General features: G+C 63.6%; 18 protein-coding genes and 1 pseudogene. 7 read left to right on the top strand and 12 right to left on the bottom strand.

The genetic code is table 11. The annotated features are described in order from the left end of the window. Window positions 1-138: 138 nt before the first annotated feature. Window positions 139-993, bottom strand: a complete 855-nt coding sequence (locus tag VGO04_RS20135; protein WP_327497735.1) for a MurR/RpiR family transcriptional regulator — start codon at window positions 991-993, stop codon at window positions 139-141. Between the two features lie 292 nt (window positions 994-1,285). After that, entirely contained in the window at window positions 1,286-2,413 is a 1,128-nt protein-coding gene (locus tag VGO04_RS20130) for a Gfo/Idh/MocA family oxidoreductase (protein ID WP_327497734.1), read from the bottom strand. Window positions 2,414-2,676: 263 nt separating this feature from the next. On the opposite strand from VGO04_RS20130, the gene VGO04_RS20125 reads away from it, so the two are divergent. Further along, on the top strand, window positions 2,677-3,483 hold the full coding sequence (locus tag VGO04_RS20125; protein WP_327497733.1) for a class II glutamine amidotransferase: 807 nt from the start codon (window positions 2,677-2,679) through the stop codon (window positions 3,481-3,483). Window positions 3,484-3,708: 225 nt separating this feature from the next. Here VGO04_RS20125 and coaBC read toward each other — a convergent pair whose 3' ends face one another. Continuing rightward, window positions 3,709-4,929, bottom strand: a complete 1,221-nt coding sequence (gene coaBC / locus VGO04_RS20120; RefSeq protein WP_327497737.1) for a bifunctional phosphopantothenoylcysteine decarboxylase/phosphopantothenate--cysteine ligase CoaBC — start codon at window positions 4,927-4,929, stop codon at window positions 3,709-3,711. A gap of 285 nt (window positions 4,930-5,214) precedes the next feature. Between coaBC and VGO04_RS20115 the strand changes: the two genes are divergently transcribed. Further along, window positions 5,215-7,017 (top strand): sensor domain-containing diguanylate cyclase, encoded by a 1,803-nt coding sequence (locus tag VGO04_RS20115; RefSeq protein WP_327497732.1) that lies wholly within the window; start codon window positions 5,215-5,217, stop codon window positions 7,015-7,017. 149 nt (window positions 7,018-7,166) lie between these two features. Beyond that, a complete protein-coding gene (locus tag VGO04_RS20110; protein WP_327497731.1) occupies window positions 7,167-8,747 on the top strand; it encodes an ABC-F family ATP-binding cassette domain-containing protein in 1,581 nt (526 codons plus the stop codon). A 21-nt stretch (window positions 8,748-8,768) separates the two neighbouring features. Here the strand turns inward: VGO04_RS20110 and VGO04_RS20105 are convergent, their stop codons facing one another. Continuing rightward, a complete protein-coding gene (locus tag VGO04_RS20105) occupies window positions 8,769-9,671 on the bottom strand; it encodes a cation diffusion facilitator family transporter (protein WP_327497730.1) in 903 nt (300 codons plus the stop codon). Between the two features lie 194 nt (window positions 9,672-9,865). Between VGO04_RS20105 and VGO04_RS20100 the strand changes: the two genes are divergently transcribed. Further along, the gene (locus VGO04_RS20100; protein ID WP_327497729.1) at window positions 9,866-10,645 is read left to right on the top strand and encodes a hypothetical protein; all 780 of its coding nucleotides are present in this window, start codon (window positions 9,866-9,868) and stop codon (window positions 10,643-10,645) included. A gap of 11 nt (window positions 10,646-10,656) precedes the next feature. Here the strand turns inward: VGO04_RS20100 and VGO04_RS20095 are convergent, their stop codons facing one another. From VGO04_RS20095 to ubiE, 8 genes are all read right to left on the bottom strand, one after another. Then, on the bottom strand, window positions 10,657-11,925 hold the full coding sequence (locus VGO04_RS20095) for an MFS transporter (protein WP_327497728.1): 1,269 nt from the start codon (window positions 11,923-11,925) through the stop codon (window positions 10,657-10,659). Between the two features lie 133 nt (window positions 11,926-12,058). Next, entirely contained in the window at window positions 12,059-12,529 is a 471-nt protein-coding gene (locus tag VGO04_RS20090; protein ID WP_327497727.1) for a nucleoside deaminase, read from the bottom strand. After that, window positions 12,526-13,134 carry an ankyrin repeat domain-containing protein gene (locus tag VGO04_RS20085; protein ID WP_327497736.1) on the bottom strand — a complete coding sequence of 203 codons (609 nt, stop codon included), beginning with the start codon at window positions 13,132-13,134 and terminating at the stop codon, window positions 12,526-12,528. Before VGO04_RS20085 ends, VGO04_RS20090 begins: the two co-directional genes overlap by 4 nt. 456 nt (window positions 13,135-13,590) lie before the next feature. Continuing rightward, on the bottom strand, window positions 13,591-14,370 hold the full coding sequence (locus tag VGO04_RS20080) for an SDR family oxidoreductase (RefSeq protein WP_327497726.1): 780 nt from the start codon (window positions 14,368-14,370) through the stop codon (window positions 13,591-13,593). 157 nt (window positions 14,371-14,527) lie between these two features. Continuing rightward, window positions 14,528-14,788 (bottom strand): hypothetical protein, encoded by a 261-nt coding sequence (locus VGO04_RS20075; RefSeq protein WP_327497725.1) that lies wholly within the window; start codon window positions 14,786-14,788, stop codon window positions 14,528-14,530. Window positions 14,789-14,957: 169 nt separating this feature from the next. Beyond that, the gene (locus tag VGO04_RS20070) at window positions 14,958-15,488 is read right to left on the bottom strand and encodes a GNAT family N-acetyltransferase (RefSeq protein ID WP_327497724.1); all 531 of its coding nucleotides are present in this window, start codon (window positions 15,486-15,488) and stop codon (window positions 14,958-14,960) included. 226 nt (window positions 15,489-15,714) lie between these two features. Further along, a complete protein-coding gene (ubiB, locus tag VGO04_RS20065; protein WP_327497723.1) occupies window positions 15,715-17,289 on the bottom strand; it encodes a 2-polyprenylphenol 6-hydroxylase in 1,575 nt (524 codons plus the stop codon). A gap of 5 nt (window positions 17,290-17,294) precedes the next feature. Beyond that, entirely contained in the window at window positions 17,295-18,071 is a 777-nt protein-coding gene (ubiE, locus tag VGO04_RS20060; protein ID WP_327497722.1) for a bifunctional demethylmenaquinone methyltransferase/2-methoxy-6-polyprenyl-1,4-benzoquinol methylase UbiE, read from the bottom strand. A gap of 173 nt (window positions 18,072-18,244) precedes the next feature. Here ubiE and mutM point away from each other — a divergent pair, with 173 nt between their 5' ends. The 3 genes and pseudogenes from mutM to VGO04_RS20045 all read left to right on the top strand — a co-directional run. Beyond that, window positions 18,245-19,135, top strand: coding sequence for a bifunctional DNA-formamidopyrimidine glycosylase/DNA-(apurinic or apyrimidinic site) lyase (mutM, locus tag VGO04_RS20055; protein WP_327497721.1), 891 nt, complete (start codon window positions 18,245-18,247; stop codon window positions 19,133-19,135). Window positions 19,136-19,186: 51 nt separating this feature from the next. Further along, window positions 19,187-19,960 carry an enoyl-CoA hydratase gene (locus tag VGO04_RS20050; RefSeq protein WP_327497720.1) on the top strand — a complete coding sequence of 258 codons (774 nt, stop codon included), beginning with the start codon at window positions 19,187-19,189 and terminating at the stop codon, window positions 19,958-19,960. A 188-nt stretch (window positions 19,961-20,148) separates the two neighbouring features. Then, window positions 20,149-20,219, top strand: a pseudogene (locus VGO04_RS20045) (30S ribosomal protein S20); the annotation flags it as partial.

Raw genomic sequence — 20,219 nt, 5'->3', positions numbered from 1 at the left:
ACGTTCTGGCTCACTGCTTCCTCCCCGCGGACACCTTGGCGGGCCCGACCATTTTCGTACTGTGGGTGATGGCGGTATGAAACATAAATTCCGACGTTTCGTCAATATGGAATTTTCATTCTATCTGTTCCGTTTGGCCTATTCGCCTCCGGAAAGCTGGCGGCGCTTTTCGGCAATCGCCACTGTGAGGGCCATGGCGAAGGCCATGCTGGCCGAGAGCGAACGAAAGCCGGCGTGGTCGGCCTCGACCAGCTCGAACCAGACTTTTGAGGATTCCGCGAGCGGTGAGAAGGCTGAGTCCGTGAGCGAGACGACCGGCACCTTGCGCTCGGAGAGCAGCCGCGCCTGGGCGGCACTTTCCGACGCATACGGCGAGAAGCTGACCGCAAATGCCGCGTCCTTGCTCGTCGCCATCGCCAGCATGTCGTCGTCGATGCCGGCGGCTGTGCCGACGAGCTGGTACTTCACCTTCAGCTTGCCGAAGGCATAGGCCATGTAGCTGGAGATCGGGTAGGAGCGGCGCTTGGCGATCAGGTAGACGGTGTCGGCCTTGGCGAGAATGTCGACGGCGCGCTCGAAGGCTTCCGGATCGACGGAGGAGGCGATGTTGTCAAGCGAGCGGTGGGCGGCGGCGACGAAGCCATTGAAGATCGAGCCGCTTTCGAGCTTGCTGTGATCGTTGGCGCTCAGCGCCTTCAGCCGATCCTCATAGCCGGGGGTCCGCTCGCGCAGCCGGGCGCGAAAAATCTGCTGCAGGCTCGAAAAACCCTCGAAGCCGAAGTGCTGGGCGAAACGCACCAGTGTCGACGGCTGCACCTCGGCGGAGGTCGCAATGCTCGCCGCAGTACCGAAAGCGATTTCGTCAGGATTGTCGAGCGAATAGGCGGCCACTTGGCGCAGCCGTTTGGGCAGCTGTGCCTTGCGTTCCAGAATGGCGGCCTTCAGCGCCTCGAAATCCTGCGGCACCTCTGTGGTCGTTTCCGGCATGGCCATGTCTTTCCCGTCTCCCTCGGTCGTGTCGTTTTCGGCCTCACACTAATCGATTAGTTGGGAACGGGATAGAACAGGCGTTCTATTTTTCCGGGAGCACTTCCAGCAAAAGTGCGCAGCGCTTTTGCGTCCGGAATGCGCACCAGATTAGACAGCACTTCCAGCAAAAGTGCGCAGCGGTTTTGCGTCCGGAATGCTCACCAGATTAGACAGCACTTCCAGCAAAGGTGCGCAGCGGTTTTGCGTCCGGAATGCGCACCGAAATAAACATCGTCCGTGCGCCTGCTGGAACCGTCTAGATCTGTACCCATTCGTTGGTCTTGGCCGACTGGTAGGTCGCCGACAGCACCTTCTGCACCTCGTAGCCTTCGCGGAAGTCGGTCGAGGGCGACTTGCCTGCGGCGATGGCGTCGAGGAATTCCTTCACCTCGATTGCCTTCAGGTCGTTGAAGCCGATCTGGTGGCCGGGGGCCACGCAGAAGGCGCCGTAGGGCGGATGCTCGGGGCCCGCCCAGATGGTGCGAAAGCCGCGGGTGCGGATATCGTCGCCGGTCGTGTAGAGGCGGATTTCGTTCAGCCGCTCCTGGGTGAAGACAATGCTGCCCTTGGAGCCGTAGATTTCGAAATCGTGCTGCATCTTGCGACCGGTCGCGATCCAGCTTGCCTCAAGGCTGCCGGTGGCGCCGTTCTCGAAGCGCACGAAGGCGCGGGTGATGTCGTCGACTTCGACCGCACGGGTTTCGCTGGAGCCATGAGCGATCGGGCGCTCCGGGATCTGGATAATGGTTTCGGCAAGCACCTGCTTGATCGGTCCGACGAGGTGGCGCATGGAGGCGATGATGTGGCTGCCGATATCGGCGAGCGCGCCGCCACCGCTGGCCGGGTTCAGACGCCAGCCCCACGGCACGTTGGCGTCGGCCATGAAATCTTCCGCGTGAACGCCGCGCATCGAGCGGATTTCGCCGATCTCGCCGCTTTCGATGATGTCCTTGGCAAGGAAAATCAGCGGGTTCTTGAGGTAGTTGAAGCCGACCTGGGTGACGACGCCAGCCTTTTCGGCAGCCTCCACCATCTCCCGGCACTCGGCAACGGTCGGCGCCAGCGGCTTCTCGCAATAGACATGTTTGCCGTGGGCGATCGCCGCGAGCGCCATTTCCTTGTGCAAGAGGTTCGGCGTGGTGATGTCGATGATGTCGATATCCGGATCGGTCAACAGTTCGCGCCAGTCGGCCGTCGCCTTGCGGAAGCCGAGCTGGCCGCGCGCCTTCTCGGCGCTTTCGACCGTCACATCGGCGACCGAAACGAGGTCGAGCTCGAAGGGCAGGTCGAAGACCCGTGCTGCAATGGTGAAACCGAGCGCATGGGCCTTACCCATGAAGCCCGTGCCGATCAGGCCGATCCCGAGTTTGCGCTTGCTGCCCATGCTGAATTCCTCCGTCGCCGTATTGGCTCGAAATGAAATGTTTTGTGCATGGTTTGTCAAGATGGAATATTTGTTCGAAATGCCGCGGCGGTGCCGGATTTGTGCCGACGGAAACAGCCAAATCTGTGCGTTCCGGCTACGCTTCACTTGACGAAGGGTGAATGTGTTAACGCATTTTTACCATGTTCTGACGGAACATCGCACTTCGTCATGGTTAACGAATCGCGCCGAGGACAACGGGGCGGAGCTGGAGTGAAATCAGCATGTGCCGCTGGGCAGCCTATCGCGGGGAGCCGCTCTATCTCGAGGAACTGGTCACCTCTCCGGCGCACTCGCTGATCGAACAGTCCCATTGCGCGACCCGCGCCAAGACCGCCACCAATGGCGACGGCTTCGGCGTCGCCTGGTATGGCGATCATCCCGAGCCCGGCCGCTATCGCGACATCCTGCCCGCCTGGTCCGACTGTAACCTGAAGAGCATTGCCCGCCAGATCCGCTCGCCGCTTTTCCTCGCCCATGTCCGCGCGGCGACCGGCGGCGGCACGCGGCGCGACAACTGTCATCCCTTCGTCTTCGGCCGCTGGTCATTCATGCACAACGGCCAGATCGGCGACTTCGAGCATCTGCGCCGGCCGATGGAGAGCATGCTCGACAACGACCTCTATTCGGCCCGCACCGGCACGACGGATTCCGAACTTCTGTTCCTGCTTGCCATGCAGTTCGGCCTCGACCGCGATCCGCTGGGCGCGATTGCCGAGGCACTCGCCTTCATCGAGCAGCTTGCCGAGCACCTGGAACGCCAGGTGCTGGTCCGCTTCACCGCCGCCTTTTCCGACGGTCACGATCTCTACGCCGTGCGCTATGCCTCCGACTGGAAGGCGCCGACGCTTTATGCGGCGCCCATGGGCCCGAGCGGCGGCTATTGCCTGGTCTCCGAGCCGCTCAACGACGACGACAGCGCCTGGGTCGAAATTCCCGACGGAACAGCTGTTATCGTCGGCGAAAACGGCGTCGACGTCCGACTGTTTTCGACAAAGGGCACGCCGGTCCGGTCGCGTCAGCTGGCCTGAGATATTGCTTCTAAAATAGACGGCTAGGGGTGGCCCGCCATCCTGCTGCCGCCACCTTCTCCCCGCAGGTGGGGAGAAGGTACAAGCCGTACCCTCCCGATTCTCTCAGTTGATCGCTGGCGCTATGCACACATGGGTCACGTCCCCTTTCTCCGCGTGCGGGGAGAGGGCTAGGGGGCTTTCTGCAGACGAGGTAAGGTTGGCGGCTACCGCGGGAGCGCCTGATCAACCGCGATCTTTTCGCTCCAGCTCCGCAGCAATCATCGCCGCAAGTTTCTCCGCCACCGCGTCCTTGTCCATCTCCGGCCAGTCGTCGTTGCCGGCGTGAGAGATCAGCTTCACCTTGTTGCGGTCGCCGCCCATGATGCCCGTTGCCGGTGACACATCGTTGGCGACGATGAAGTCGGCGCCCTTGCGCTCAAGCTTGGCGCGGCCGTTGTCGGCGACGTTTTCGGTCTCGGCGGCAAAGCCGATCACCAACTGCGGCCGCTTGGCATGATGGCCGACGGTCTTCAGGATATCGGGGTTTTCGGCAAGCTGCAGCGGCGGCGGAGCCTCGCCCGGCTTCTTCTTGATCTTATTGCCGGCGGCCGTCGCCACCCGCCAATCGGCAACGGCAGCAACCATCACGGCGATATCGGCGGGAAGCGCTGCAAGCACCGCATCGCGCATCTCCTCGGCGCGCTCCACATGTACGACTTTGACGCCTGTCGGATCCGGGATCGTCACCGGGCCGGAGACAAGTGTGACGTCAGCGCCGAGGCGCGCCAATGCCGCGGCGATCGCATGGCCCTGCTTGCCGGAGGAACGGTTGGCGATGTAGCGCACCGGGTCGATCGGCTCGTGCGTCGGTCCCGAGGTGACGATAGCCTTGCGGCCGGAAAGCGGCTTTGGCGCGCCGTCAAGAAGATCCTCGGCGGCTGCGACGATCGCAAGCGGTTCGCTCATGCGGCCTTCGCCGGCCTCGCCGCTTTCCGCCATCTCGCCGGCTTCCGGACCGATGAAGCGGATGCCGTCCTTGGAAAGCGTCGCGCGGTTGCGGCGCGTTGCCGGATGCGCCCACATCTTCGGGTTCATTGCCGGCGCCACCAGCACCGGGCGGTCGGTTGCAAGCAATATCGTTGAGGCCAGATCGTCGGCGTGGCCGTTCGCCATCTTCGCCATCAGATCGGCAGTCCCGGGCGCAACGACGACAAGGTCGCATTCGCGCGCCAGCCGGATATGGCCGACATCCTGCTCGTCCTCGCGCGAAAAGAGATCGAGATAGACATGCGACGCGGAGAGCGCGCCAACGGCAAGCGGCGTCACGAACTGCTGCGCGCCCGCCGTCATCACCGGTCGCACGCTCGCTCCGCGCTCGCGCAGGCGTCGAATGAGATCGAGGCTCTTATAGGCCGCGATGCCGCCCGAGATGATGAGAAGAATGCGCTTGCCCGACAGTGTCATATGCAACCGGCCTCTCGGCCGTCCTCTTGCCCGGCATGGGCTGCCGGGTCCTACGCGATACCAGAACATTTCGATGCCGCTCGCGTGGGCGAGCCAGGCCGTGATTGAACCTACTTGAGCGATCTATCCGGTGCAATGTGTGGCCGAAGCTCGACACGCGCCTGAAATCGCGCTCCGTTAGGCTGGCCGCGGCGATCATTCCGCCCGCCTCGGCCTTGCGACTGTTGCCGAAGGCGGGCAACGCGGTTAATCCGCTCTCAATCCGCGGGGGCTAAGCTTCATTCCATGCGAATAAATGCGATCACCAACTGGGCCTATGGCGTGACCGTGCTTCTGACGGGGCTTTCGGGTGCCGCCTTCATCCTGTCGACGGACAGCGCGATCAAGGAACGTCAGGCGGTCGAGCAGCATCTTGTGCTCGATACCCTCGGCGAAGAGCTGGCGCTCGGCGCGGAAACCCGTAGCGACGAGGCACGCCTTTACGTCATGCGCAATGACGAGCGGCATCTGGAGGCCTTCCATCGCGCGGAGGATGAAGAACGCAAGCGGGAAGAAGCGATCAAGACCGCAACCCGCTTCGGGGCGCTGCCGGGCGAGATGGCCGCGCTTCAGGAGATCATGCGGGACGCAGAAGCACTCGACAAGGTTGAGGTCGCCGCCATCGAAGCCTATCAGAAGGGCGATCGCGCAGCCGCTCAGGAAAAACTCTTCGGCTCAGAGCATGAGCGCCTGCAAACAGCACTTCTGGACACGGTTTCGCGCTTTCGCGACCTGACCAACGCACGCACGGGCGGTGCGCTCAGCGCGGCGCAGGCGCAGAGCGACTGGTACGCCGCAGCCGCCAAGACCATGCTCGGCATCACCGCCGCCCTGTTCCTGAGCGTGCTCTATTTCATCCTCAAGCGTCGCGTCGCCATGCCGCTCAGCCGCATGAGCGGGATCGTGACGAGGCTGGCTGAGCAGGACTATGCCGTGGAAGTGCCGCTTGACCGCCGCCGCGACGAAATTGGCGAGATGAACCAGGCGATCCACATCTTCCGCGAAAACGGTATCGAGCGCGACCGGCTGGATGCAGAGCGGCGGCGCGACCAGCAGACCAAGGACCTGATCCTGCAGATGATGCACCGGCTGCAGGCATGCCAAAGCCAGGACGAGCTTGCCGAAGTTGTCGCCCGCTTTGCGCCGCAGATCTTTCCCAATCTCGCCGGGCATCTCTATGTGCTGAACGACAGCCGGACGCTGCTGACGCAGATCGGCACCTGGCTCGATCCTGAGCATTCCGCCCCCTCTTTCCCGTCGAGCGCCTGCTGGGGGCTTCGCCGTGGCCGACCGCATGTCAGCAATCGCGGCCAGAGCGATATTGCCTGCCAGCATCTCGACGACCATGGCGCGATCGGCCTTTGCGTGCCGTTGACTGCCCAGGGCGACACGATCGGGCTTCTCTATTTCGAGGAACACCTGAAGGAGGAGTTCGCGGTCGAAGTGTCGCGCCTCTATCTGGAGCTGATTGCCGAGAACATCGGGCTTGCCGTTGCCAATCTGCAGCTCAGAGAAAAACTGACCAACCTGGCGGTTCGCGACGCCTTGACGGGGCTGCTCAACCGGCGCTGCCTCGATGAGGCGTTGAACCGCCATCCGCGCGGCAAGCCGCTCAGCTGCCTGATGGTCGACATCGACTATTTCAAGCGCTTCAACGACGAGTTCGGCCACGATGCCGGCGACGTCGTCATGCAGTATGTGGCGCAGATCATCGTCGATACCGTGGCCGATGCGGGCAGCGCGTACCGTTTCGGCGGCGAGGAATTCACCGTGCTGATGCCTGATGCCGGTGAAGCTGCGGGCTTCGCGCTTGCCGAGCGGCTGAGAACCCGGATCGGCACAACGCCGCTGTCGCATCGCGGCCGCATCCTCGGCACGGTGTCCGTGTCGGTCGGCGTCGCCTCTGCCCCCGACGACGGCCCCGTGTCTACGCTCTTGACGCGGGCCGACGCCGCCCTGATCGATGCCAAGAACCAGGGCCGCAACCGCAGCGTCCTGGCCTCGGGACTTGCCATTGGCGAAGGCGCGGAGCGACGCAATCTGGCCTGAGCGTGGGCGACACCGCTTGGGCCGCCTTGAAACGGGCGCATTCGCTGCTATCTTCGGCTGCGATAGAAATTTGAACAGGATACACGCATCGATGGATTTCACCCTGAACGCCAAGCCGACCCGTCTTGCCATCAGGGAAACCCGTATCCATGCCTGCTTCGATTTCACTCTCCCATCTTTCGTGGTCCACGCCTGAGGGCCGCAGCCTCTTTTCCGATCTCGATCTGACCTTTGGTCCCGCGCGCACCGGCCTCGTCGGCCGCAACGGTGTCGGCAAGTCGACGCTGTTGCGCCTGATATCCGGAACGCTCGCGCCGCAAGCCGGCAAGGTCACCGTTGCCGGGAGCCTCGGTATCCTGAGCCAGACCGTCCAGGTCATGGCTGACGAGACCGTCGCCGATCTCTTCGGTATCTCCGAAGCGCTTGCCGTTCTCCAACGCGCGGAGGAGGGGATCGCCACTCTCGACGAGCTGGCCGTTGCCGACTGGACGCTTGAAACCCGCATGGCGGAAACCCTTGCCCGCGTCGGTTTCGATGCATCGTCGGAAACCCGTCTTGCCGCCCTGTCCGGCGGGCAGATGACGCGGGTCAAACTCGCGGCCCTCATCTTCCAGCAACCGGATTTCATCCTGCTCGACGAGCCCACCAACAATCTCGATCGCGAAGGTCGCGCGGCCGTTGCCGCGCTGATGGCGAACTGGCGCGGCGGCGCCATCGTCGTCAGTCATGATCGCGAGCTGCTGGAGGAAATGGACGCGATCGTCGAGCTGACAACGCTTGGCGCTACGACCTATGGCGGCAACTGGAGCCACTACCGTGAGCGCAAGGCGCTCGAACTGGCGTCAGCCCGCCACGATCTGGCCGATGCCGAGCGGCGTCTGGCAGAGGTCGAGCGCAAGGCGCAGGAGGTGGCCGAACGCAAGGCGCACAAGGACGCGGCCGGCCGCCGCAAACGCGCCAAGGGCGATGCGCCGCTGCTGCTGCTTGATGCAAGGAAGGAGCGCAGCGAGAAGACTGGCGGGGACAACGCCCGGCTGGCCGATCGCCGGCGCGAGCAGGCGATCGGCGATCTCATGGAGGCGCGTGAGCGCGTCGAAATCCTGCAGCCTTTGACCGTGCGCCTGCCACCGACCGGCCTGCCCACAGGGCGGAGCGTGCTGCAGATCAGCGATGCCAGCGTGGGCTACGAGGCGGGAAAACCCGTTGTCGACCGGCTGTCGCTTTCGATCATCGGCCCGGAGCGCGTGGCGCTCATCGGCCGCAACGGTTCGGGCAAGACGACGCTCCTGTCGCTGTTGACGGGTGAGCTTCGGCCCTGGTCGGGCCGTGTTCAAGTTCAGGTCGCCCATGCCATGCTTGATCAGCGGGTGAGCCTGCTCGATCCCCGCCTCTCGATCCGCGACAACTTCCGGCGCCTCAACCCCGGCGCCAGCGAGAACGCATGCCGGGCGGCGCTCGCCCGGTTCATGTTCCGAGCGGATGCGGCCCTACAGGTCGTATCAAGCCTCAGTGGCGGTCAGATGCTGCGGGCAGGGCTCGCCTGCGTGCTCGGAGGAAATAGCCCGCCGCAGCTCCTTATCCTCGACGAGCCGACCAACCATCTGGATGTCGATGCCATCGAGGCCGTCGAGGCGGGCCTCAGCGCCTACGATGGCGCGCTGCTGGTCGTCAGCCACGACCGGGCGTTTCTGGAGGCGATCGGGATTACCAGGAGGATCGAGCTTTTCTGATCGCGGTGACGCACGGGCTGATCATTCCGCCCAGCGCACGTCGCCGGTAAAGGCAATCGTCAGCCAGCGGTCATGGCCGGGATCGCCGATCTCATCGCCGATCTCGCTGCGGATCCGGTCGAAATCGGCGAGCGTTCCGACGTTCCGATCCGGGTTGCCAATGAGGTAGACCTCTATCGTCCTGGAGCGACCGACCTTGGCGACATAGGTGCGGTAATCGGAAAAGCCGTGGCGGTCGACGGCGTTGGCGGCTGCCTGGCGCACGCGCTCGTCGAGTTCGGCGGGCGCCACCAGCAGGATCTCCTTCAACGCCTGGAAGACGGTCAGGATCGGTAGCGGGATCAGGCAGAGCGTCAAGACGATGAGGATCGCCGGGTCGGCATAGGGCGTCCAGTGTTCGTAAGCTGTGCCCTTGAGCGCCGCGGCTGTGAGGAAGGCGACGAGCAGGGCGGCCGTGATCGTGCCGGACATCGCCCAGGCGCGCACGTCGAGCGCCAGGAATTCCGAGCCGATCGTGCGGTTCGCCCGCCGCCCGTAGACAAACATGACGGCGCAGATGACGACAACGACGGCGGCATAGGCAATCGCCCAGTCGAAGGCGAGTTGTCGCCCGCCGGTCAAAAGCGAGTCGACCGCATTGATGAGTGCGTAGAAGGAAAGCGAGGCCAAGAGTCCGGCATTGAACAGCAGGACCATCGGCTCGATATGCCAGAAGCCCATCTGGAAGCGGTTGCTCTGCCTCGGGATCAGCCGCGTCACGCCGAGCGCCAGCACTGTCATGGCGGCGTCGACGGCGGAAAACACCCCGTCGAACACAATCGAAACCGAACCGGACAACAGTCCGAACAGCACACCCGTCGCGCCGACGACAATGGTCGCAGCGATCGATCGTTTGAGCACGGTCTGTTCGGTTGGCGCATTCATGATGTTGTTTTTACTCCTGTTTCGGCGCAGTGCTTACGGGCGGGCAGTGTCGAAAAGGTGGCGGCGCATGCAAGCATAGCGTCTCATCCATCCGCAAGACAGCCGGAACACGCGCCTTCCAATGAAGCACAACGTTGTGTTTCCGCGGCCGTACGCTCAGAATTGCGATCTGTTTTCGACGGGCGGAGGGGAAGATGATCGTCGAAATGCTGCTCGGTGCCCTCTTCGTTTTCGGCACGGTCGCGCTGACGCTCGCCTCCTATTTCCTGATGCGGCTGATCATGGGCGGTGAACCGGAAGGGCATGAAAAAGAGCTTGCCAGCTCGGTCATCTTCCGGATCTCGGCGCTGCACGGCCTCATCCTCGCGCTCGTCTTCGCGCAGGAGATGGTCGAGTACCAGCAGCTCAAATACGAGATGGCGACCGAAGCCGGCGCCATTGCCGATATCTTCTACGATGCCGGACGGTATGGCGAGGCGGTCAAGGCGCCGATCCAGCAGGCGATTTCCGCCTATGCGGCCGAGGTGATCGATGGCGAATGGCAGTCACTCGCGGACAAGGGCCGTCTTTCACCGCAGGCCTGGGTCCATTGGGATCATGCCTATCAGCAGGTCCTTGATCTCCAGCCCGCGAACAAACGCCAGGAAAGCCTGCGCAGCCAGATGCTGGAGCGGCTGCACGACATCTCGCAAAGCCGAACCAAGCGGGAAAGCAACGTTGCGGACCAGATGGACAGCATTTTCTGGTTCGCAGCCCTTTCCGGCGTGATCTTCATTGCGCTCGCCTATTATTCCTATCCGCCGGTGCGTCGCAATCTGCTGCTGCTCTGCCTCTTCGGCGCCTATACCGGCATCATCCTGTTCCTGATCTACGCCTTTTCCAATCCCTACCAGCCGCCGGCGGCGTTGGCGCCCGGGCCGCTCGAGCGGGTGCAACAGCAGATCAGTGCGTCGACGCCTGCAACGGGCGGGTAGCCGGCACGTGCTTATGCGGGCTGACCCAGTCGCAACAGATCGCCGCTGACAGCATCACTGCCGGCTGTCTCGGCGCGTACGGCCTGCGGGCGCGGCGGAGGCATGGACTGTCCGATTGCAAACATCAGCGCGCTGGCCGCCGATAGCACGGCAAAGAGCAGGAACATGCCGGCGCCGCCGACAGTGCCAAGGGCGAGGCCGCCGATGAGCGGGCCGAGGAAGTTGCCGAACGACGAGAGCGAATGCGCCCCGAAATAGGTGCCGCGATTGCCGGCATCGGAAATGCCGTCGACCAGCATGTATTCCGAGGGCACGACGAGCACTTCGCCGATGGTGAAGAGGACCATGGAGGCGATCAGCATTTCTGCGTCGGACGAGGCAGCAAAACCGATTTCGCCGATCAGAAACAGAAGGCAACCGAGCGAAAGCGCCCGCAAGGCACCGATCCTTTCAATGACGAAACGGGCAGGGGTGCTGGTGATCAGAACCGTTGCGGCATTGGTCGAAACCAGGACCGCAAAGAGGGTGACGCCATCTGCGAAACCGGCGTTGAGATATTGCGACAGGGTCACCGACCACTGGCCATGAACGGCAAGCATCAACGTGCCGCCGACGACGAAGAAGACCAGCCGGCGGTCGCGCATGGCGGCCATAAGGTTGCGCCAGCCCGCGGTGCTCGGCGCATCCCGCTCGCTCCCGATCGCCTGCACGCTCCTGGTCTCCGGCACGGCAAAGAGCAGGACGAGCGCGAAGGCCGCGTGCATGACCCCGGCGATGACGAAGAGCGTCGCATAGGCCGCTCCGACCCAGACCCCGATGAGCGGCCCGATGGCCCAGCCGGCATTGATCGCAAGGTAGCGCCAGGAAAAGACCTTGAGACGCAGATGCGCAGGTGCAGCGTCGCTCATCAAGGCGCGTGCAACGGGCTCGTAGACGGCGGCCGCGACGGCAGAGACGATATGGGCGAGCGCGAAGGCGGCGATCGTTTGCGCCAGTCCAAGCCCGGCGAGTGCCAGCCCGGCCATGAACAGCGCTGCGGTAAGCACGCACTTGCGCCCAATCCGGTCGGAAACCATACCCGCAAACGGGCTGACGATGGCACCGAGCAAGGGGCCCGCCCCGATGAGCGCGCCGATGCTTGCAGGACTGAGACCGAAATCCGCCTGCAGGCGCAGGGCGAGAAAGGTGAGGCTCATGCCCTTGGCAATCGTCACGACGCCCGAGCCAGCGATGAGCAGCAGCGCCACACGGCGGCCGGCGTTTTCGGAGTATGCGTTCATCACGGACACCTGCAGGCTGGAGACCGCCCGATTTCCTCTGGGGAATGTGGAGCGGTAGGCGGGAATTCCTTTTGCGATTACAGCCGTTGCGTGTTTCCGGCAAGGGGGATGGTTGGCCGATCCCCGCCAGACCTCAGTCCTTCTTCTGCCGCGCTTGCCAGGCGACATAGAGCGGCGGCGCGTCGGTCTCGTCGACCGGTACGTGGCGGAAGCGCATCGCCTGCTCATCGATGGGTTTTGCCAGTTCCGCATAGATCGTCGCCGTCGACAGGCCGAAAGGCTCCGCATCCGCATTCGAATGGGCGTAGGCGATCTCGGTGATGCCGGCCATGCGCATGGCCGCAAGGCACATCGGGCAGGGCTGGCCGCTGGCATAGACGGCGGCGCCTTCAAGTCGCGGCGAACGGAGCGCGCGGGCGGCGGCGCGCAACGCGTTCAGTTCCGCATGTGATGTCGGGTCGCCAGTCGACAGCATCTCGTTGACGCCGCGGCCAACGATTTCCCCGTCCTTGACGACGACGGCGCCGAAGGGGCGACCGCCGTTCTCGACGTTGCGGCGGGCGAGTGCGACCGCCTCGGCCAGATAGCTCGCTTCCTGGTTCATGGCAGTTCTCTCTCATGGGCGCCGGCGTCGGTCAGCAGTTCCACGATCTCGTCGTAGCCGCGCTTTCGGGCGTGTGCGAGCGGGCTTACACCTTCGCCGTCGGCAAGGTTGACGTCGGCGCCCGCCTTGACCAGCAGTCGCACGATGTCCGTGTGCCTTTCGCCGCCGGTGCCGAGGATGATCGCTTCCAGCAGCGCCGTCCAGCCGAGCCTGTTGACGTGATCGACATCGATGCCGGCGTCGATCAGCGTCTTGACGGTTTCGACATGGCCGCGCTCTGCGGCTGGGATGAGTGCCGTTCCGCCATAGCGGTTCGTGCTCTTGAGATCGGCGCCATTGGCAAGCGTCAGCTTCAGGATTTCCAGATGACCACGCGCGCCGGCATAGAGATAGGGGCTGTCGTTGATCTTGTCCTTGGCGTTGACGTCGGCGCCGGCCTCGATGAGCGCCCGCGCCACGTCGAGACGGTTTTCGTGGGTGGCGACAAGCAGTGCCGTTGCACCGCTCGCATCGCGCGCCTCGATGCTTGCCCCCTCTTTCACGAGCGTTCGCACCCTTTTTGCGTCACCGGTCCCGGCGGCGGAAATCAATTGATCATCGAGCATGGAGGCCCCCACGATTGCAGGTGAAAGGCTGAGGATGGAAATCGACGCGCCGATCAGCGCGCCGAAAAGTCCTGGTCGCATCTGGTCTTCCCAAGCTTGCGGGGCAGCCGGATGGTGACCAACCCCGGTGTTTGCAGTTGAAGCGGACCTCCCAACGGAAGGCCTTCGATCGCGCAGGCGTTCGGTCCTGTGCTTACTTGAGATGGTCCGTGTCCATTTCAAGGGTGCAAGGCGCACGTTGGTTCACGAACGCGACCCCTCGGGCTGACCATAGGCAGCCCGCGATCCATCTGGAAATTAAATGTTTGGATAGTGACGAGTGGAAATACGAATGGACAGGTCTATCGATTGCCGCTGCATCGGCGACGTCGTTCAAGACCAGATCAGCCTTCGCTCGGCCATCGCCGAAGGGCCGATCAGCGGACCGGCGCTCCGTTTAGGATGGGCATCGGGGCGTTACAGCATCGAGCGGCTGAGGCCGCCGTCGACAGGCAGGGCGACGCCGGTGATGTAACTCGCCTGGCGGCTGGCGAGGAAAGCTGCGGCCGCACCGAACTCTGCCGGTGTGCCGTAGCGGCCAAGCGGGATTTCCTGCTGACTGCGTGCCGCGACCGTGGCGACATCGACACCTTCGCTTTCGGCGTCCATCCGGTCGAAGCTGAGCGTTCGGTCGGTGGCAAGCCGCCCTGGAAGCAAAAGGTTCACGGTCACGCCATCGGGCGCAACCTCTCCAGCAAGGGTCTTCAGCCACCCGGCAACGGCGCTTCTGAGTGCGTTCGAGGCGGTGAGCCCGGCGATTGGCTCGCGGATGCTGGTGGACGCGACGGCGATAATGCGTCCGAACCGGCGCTCCCGCATGCCCGGCAGCAGCCGGCCGGTGATGCGCATCCCGGCAAGCACCATGGTATCGAACTGGGCGCGCCAGAAATCCGGGTCGACGTCCGCGGCGGAAGACGGCGGCGGCCCGCCTCCGTTGAGCACGAGAATGTCGATGGCACCGAAATCGGCTGCGATCTCATCGAGCAGGTTATCGAGCGTATCGGGCTTCGACAGGTCGAGCGCGTAGCCGTGTGCGGACGGGCCGATTTCGCTCGCCGCCTTGGCCGCCGCTGCCGCATCGCGACCCGTCAGCGCCACGATGACGTCTTCGGCTGTCAGCGCCTCGGCGATGCCGCGACCGAGCCCCTTGCTTGCGCCGAGCACCAGCGCGCGTTTTCCAGCGATGCCAAGATCCATGACCGGTTCTCCTCGATTGCGGAATTCAAAGTGGCTTGCGATTGCAGCTACACCAGTTTTGTCCAAGGGGGTACCGATTTGATTTCCGGCATGGCCAAATGAAAGAGCCCGGCCGCAATACGGCCGGGCTCTCAAGCGTCCTCCCTTGCTCTGCCTGTTAGCGGCAGATGCGGATCTTCTTGTAGTAGAGGTTGCCGTAGCTGTCGTAGCGCTTCACGGTCTTGAGGAAGCAATAGGGCTCGGCTTCGTAGTAATACGGGCCGCCATAGTAGCCGCCGACATAGCCGACGCGGCCGTTCCAGCCATGACCATAGTATCCGTTGCTGAAGCCGATCGAGAATCCGCCGGCGTTCGATGGTGCGGCAAAGGAGATGGCGGCGGTAGCGGCAACAGCCGCAGCGATGATGAACTTGCGCATGATGGTCTCTCCTCTGGATTGGTTGGGATGACCCTTCGCCATCCATGAAAAGACCATCGCATGGCGCTGATATATTCGCAGTTCCGGATGGAACATGGGTATAGCCGGCGGTTGCGGAAGCCTCGACCGCCGGCTTTGGCCCATGCCGTCTGCCGGGTCTTGCCGGCCTCTATCCGGCTTGTGGCGCTGCCGGAGCGCGGATGCGCGCCATCGCGAAAACGTCGGCCAAGATACCGTTTCGCAGGGCATAGGCCCGGTGCGTGCCTTCCATCTCGAAACCCGCCTTGCGATAGAGCGCGATGGCCGGCTCGTTGTCGGTAAAGACGGTCAGTTCGATGCGGCTGATGCCGAGCCAGTTGTCGGCGGCATCGATCAGAGCTGTAAGCAATGACTTACCGATTCCCTCGCCGCGATGGTTGTCGTCGACGCTGATGCCAAGTGCCGCCGAATGATGGCGCCGTCCCTTGCTGCGGTGCAGGCCGGCCATGCCGAGGATCCGTCCGGCGCGCTCGGCAACGATGACGACACTGTCGTCCGACAGGCTCTCCAACCATTTTCGCGTCAGTTCCGGGGTCGAAAAGGGCTGGCGTAACGTTCCCGAGCGGATGCCCGGTTGGCTCATCAGCGCCGCGATCGCTTCAAAATCGACGATGCGGGCCGCGCGGATATTGATTTTTGAGGGGTCGGTTGTCTCGGTCATTGTTTCCTCTCTTTTGCTCCGAGGAAACAGGACCCAACCCTGCTCGCCTCGGCAGGGTTGGTGGGGGACGGCTCGCTTAAATCAGCGCGACAGATCTCCCGCACACCCCTGGGGTATGCGTGCAAAGTGCCATCACGAGAATCGAGCGATTGTCCATGCGCCGAGGATAGCAAGCGCAAGTGGAAAGACAAGCCCATCCGCGCCGGTTGGGTGGCGCGGACAGGGGTCAGGTCACCTGCCAGGCGATGTAGACGAGCGTGGCGGCGATCAGCCACAGCGCGATGCGGCCGGAGCGCGTATGTTTCGCTTCCGCCTTGCCAATCGCATGCGCGGTCTCCGCATCGAAGCGCAGTCCGTTTTCGCTCATCGCCATGATCTCGCTCGAAAACTTTTCCGTGCGGGCGGCGATTTCGGGCGCAGCTTCGGCAAGCCGAAGCGCGGCATGCAGGCCGTCGCGCAGGTCGCCAACGATGCGCTTCGGTCCGAGATTGTCGCGGATCCATTTTCCGACAACCGGTTCCGACGCCTTCCACATGTTGAAGCGCGGATTGAGCGTGCGGGCCACGCCCTCGACCACCACCATGGTCTTCTGCAGCATGACGAGCTCGGGACGCGTCTGCATGTCGAAGAGTTCGGTGACTTCGAAAAGCAGCGTCAGCAGCTTTGCCATCGAGATGGTTTCGGCCGGCTGGCCGTGGATCGGCTCGCCGATCGCGCGGATCGCCTGGGCAAAGCTGGCGGCGTCATGGTGCGAGGGCACATAGCCCGCCTCGAAATGCACGTCGGCGACGCGCTGGTAATCGCGGGTGATGAAGCCGAAGAGGATTTCGGCGAGGAAGCGCCGTTCCTTCTTGCCGAGACGTCCGACGATGCCCATGTCGACGGCGACGATATGGCCGGCGTCGTCGACGAAGAGATTGCCCTGGTGCATGTCGGCATGGAAGAAGCCGTCACGCAGCGTGTGGCGCAGGAACGACTGGATCAGCACCTCGGCGAGCTGGTTGAGGTCGTGACCCGCAGCCTTCAGCCCCTCGATATCCGACATCTTGACGCCTTCGATCCATTCCATGGTGACGACGTCGCGGCCGGTCCGCTCCCAATCGACCTTCGGCACGCGAAAACCGGAATCGTCCTTGGTGTTCTCGCCGAGCTCGGAAAGGGCGGCCGCCTCCAGCCGAAGATCCATCTCGATCTTCGTCGTCTGCTCCAGCGTTTTCGTCACCTCGACCGGCTTCAGCCGGCGCGTATAGGGCAGGAACCGTTCCTGCATTTGGCTGACGAGATACATCGCCTCGATGTCCGAGGCGAAGCGCAGTCGGACACCGGGGCGGATGACCTTGACGGCAACCTTGTCCGGCTGGCCGTCTCGCATGACGATCGCCGGATGAACCTGGGCGATCGAAGCGGCCGCCATCGGTTCGGAGAACTCGGCATAGAGGTCTTCGACCTTGCGGCCGAGCGATCCTTCGATTGCGGCTTTCGCCTCGCTCTGGGGGAACGTCGCCATGCTGTCCTGCAGCAGCGACAGATCGGCCGCGAACTCGGCGCCGACGACATCAGGCCGGGTTGCCAGGAACTGGCCGATCTTCACGTAGGACGGACCGAGGCGGGCGACGGCGCGCGACAGCCGGTCGCTGCGCTCTTCGCCCGGCACCTTGCGGCGCGCCAGCAACCCTGCTGCCTTCTGGGCGAAACGGGCAAAGGGCGGCAGGTGCTCGGACGGGATCGCCGAGACGACGCCTTCGCGCACGAGAACCCAGCCGATCCGCGCGAGGCGGATATATGCTCCAGGCGTGCTCATGGGGATCAGATTTTCCAGCCGGAATGCAGCGCCGCGATGCCGCCGGTATAATTGGTGAAGGAGACGCGCGAGAAGCCGGCCTCCTTGATCATCGCCGCAAAGTCCTTCTGGTTCGGGAATTTGCGGATCGATTCCACCAGATACTGGTAGGGCGCTTCGTCGCCGGTAATCAGCTTGCCGAACTTCGGGATCGCGTTGAACGACCAGGCGTCATAGAAGCGGTCGAGCAGCGGCATCTCCACCTCGGAGAATTCGAGCACCAGCAGTCGGCCGCCGCGCTTCAGGACGCGATAGGCTTCCTTCAGCGCCACGTCGATGCGCGGCACATTGCGGATGCCAAACGCGATCGTATAGGCGTCAAAGCTGTTCGCCTCGAAGGGCAGCTCTTCGGCATTGGCCTCGACGAAATCGAGATTGGCCGACAGCTTCTTCTTTTCCGCCCGTTCGGCGCCAACGGCGAGCATCGAGCCGTTGATGTCGAGCACGGTCGCATGCGCCTTGCGATCGGATGCCTCGATGATGCGGAAGGCGATATCGCCGGTGCCGCCGGCAACGTCGAGGGTCTTGTAGCCCTCGCGCCGCGGCGGGTTGAGGGAGGCGATCATCGCGTCCTTCCAGGCGCGGTGCAGGCCGGCCGACATGACGTCGTTCATGATGTCATAGCGCTTGGCGACCTTATGGAACACGTCGTTGACCAGCGGCTGCTTCTCGCCGGCGCCGACGTTGCGGAAACCGAAGGATGTTTCCATGCCGCCGTCGGCCGATACGCGCTGATCCGTCATACGAAGAACTCCACCTGAACCAAAATTTTGCCGCACCATAGCGAAAACACCCGTCTCGCGCTATCTCGTGGGCGGGGCAGCGGCTGCGGCATAGCGCACCCCTATAGGATAAGAATGCCGCCAAGGAAATGCCAGCCACCGCACCCGGCGGCTGAGAACGCAGGAGTGCAGGGATGCCGGAGTTGCCCGAGGTCGAAACCGTCAAGCGCGGCCTGGCGCCGACCATGGAAGGCGCGCTGCTCGTCGCCGCAGAACTGCGCCGGCCGGACTTGCGCTTTCCGTTTCCGGCGAATTTTTCCGCGACCGTTTCAGGCCAGCGCATCGTCTCCTTGTCGCGCCGGGCCAAATACCTGATGATCGATCTCGAAGCCGGCGACGTGATCATCGCCCACCTCGGCATGTCCGGTTCCTTCCGCATCGAGGCGGGCGCGGCACCGACGACCCCCGGAGAGTTCCACCACCCGCGCGGCAAGGACGAGAAGCACGATCACGTCATCTTCCATCTCGACGGTGCCGCAGGCCCGGTCCGGGTGATCTACAACGATCCGCGCCGTTTCGGTTTCATGGATCTCGCTCGCCGGGAAACGGTCGCGGCCCACGCCTATTTCCGGGCACTCGGCGAGGAGCCGACCGGCAACGTACTCGATGCCGCCTATCTTGCCGCGCGCTTTTCCGGCAAGGCGCAGCCGCTGAAGGCCGCCCTGCTCGATCAGAAGAACATTGCCGGGCTCGGCAACATCTATGTCTGCGAGGCGCTGTGGCGCTCGCATCTGACGCCGGTGAAACCCGCGGGCGAACTCGTCGACAAGCGCGGCAAGCCGAAGGACGGGCTGCTGCGGCTGACGGAGTCCATCCGCGAGGTCATCGCCGATGCCATCGCGGCTGGCGGCTCGTCGCTGAAGGACCATATCCAGGCCGATGGCTCGCTCGGCTACTTCCAGCACTCCTTCTCGGTCTACGATCGCGAGGGAGAGGCTTGCCGCACGCCGGGCTGCGACGGTACGGTCGCCCGGATCGTGCAGGCGGGGCGCTCGACCTTCTATTGCCCGCATTGCCAGAAATGAACGCGCGGCCGGTTGCGGCCGGTGATCTGAGATGAATTGGAGGAGACTGCAATGACCTATGAAACGCTGCTGGTCGAAACGCGTGGCCGCGTCGGCCTTGTGACGCTCAACCGTCCGCAGGCGCTGAATGCGCTGAACTCGACCGTGATGCGCGAACTCGCCGCAGTGCTCAAAGCCTTCGATGCCGACAGGGAGATCGGCGCCATCGTGCTCACCGGTTCGGAAAAGGCCTTTGCCGCCGGCGCCGACATCAAGGAGATGCAGACGCTCGATTTCGTCGAAAGCTATCTCGGCGACTTCATCGGCGGCTGGGATCAGGTGGCGGCCGCCCGCAAGCCGGTTATCGCTGCCGTTTCCGGTTATGCGCTCGGCGGCGGCTGCGAGCTGGCGATGATGTGCGACTTCATTATTGCCTCGGAGACCGCGAAATTCGGCCAGCCGGAAATCACCCTCGGGGTCATCCCGGGCATGGGCGGCTCGCAGCGGCTCACCCGCGCCGTCGGCAAGGCCAAGGCCATGGATCTGGTCCTGACGGGCCGGATGATGGATGCGGCCGAGGCCGAGCGCGCAGGACTCGTTTCGCGTGTGGTGGCGCCGGACATATTGATGGAGGAGGCGCTCACTGCGGCCGACAAGATCGCGTCCTTCTCGCTGCCGGCCGTCATGATGGCGAAGGAAGCGGTCAGCCGCTCGCTCGAGTTGACCCTCGCCGAGGGCCTACGTTTCGAGCGCAGGCTTTTCCATTCGCTGTTTGCGACCGAAGACCAGAAAGAGGGCATGGCCGCCTTCGTCGCCAAGCGCAAGCCGGAGTTCAAACATCGCTAGCCGGAGCATGGCGCGCAGATTCTGGAAAATGCGCGTTGACGGGGCGGCCGTTTCCAGCTATACGCCGCCCTCAGTTTGGAACGCCATTTGGGCTTTCCGGAAATACTCCCGAATTGCTTTGATGACAGGTCGCAGTGACCCGGCACGGCGAGGGCGGAGTTCATGTCAGTTTTCGAAGAGAGGCACCAATGGCCAATACAACTTCGGCGAAAAAGGCGACCCGCAAGATCGCACGCCGCACTGCAGTGAACAAGGCTCG

This window comes from Ensifer sp. (assembly GCF_035999185.1).
Taxonomy (GTDB): domain Bacteria; phylum Pseudomonadota; class Alphaproteobacteria; order Rhizobiales; family Rhizobiaceae; genus Ensifer.
This window is presented reverse-complemented; position numbering and strand designations above follow the sequence as displayed.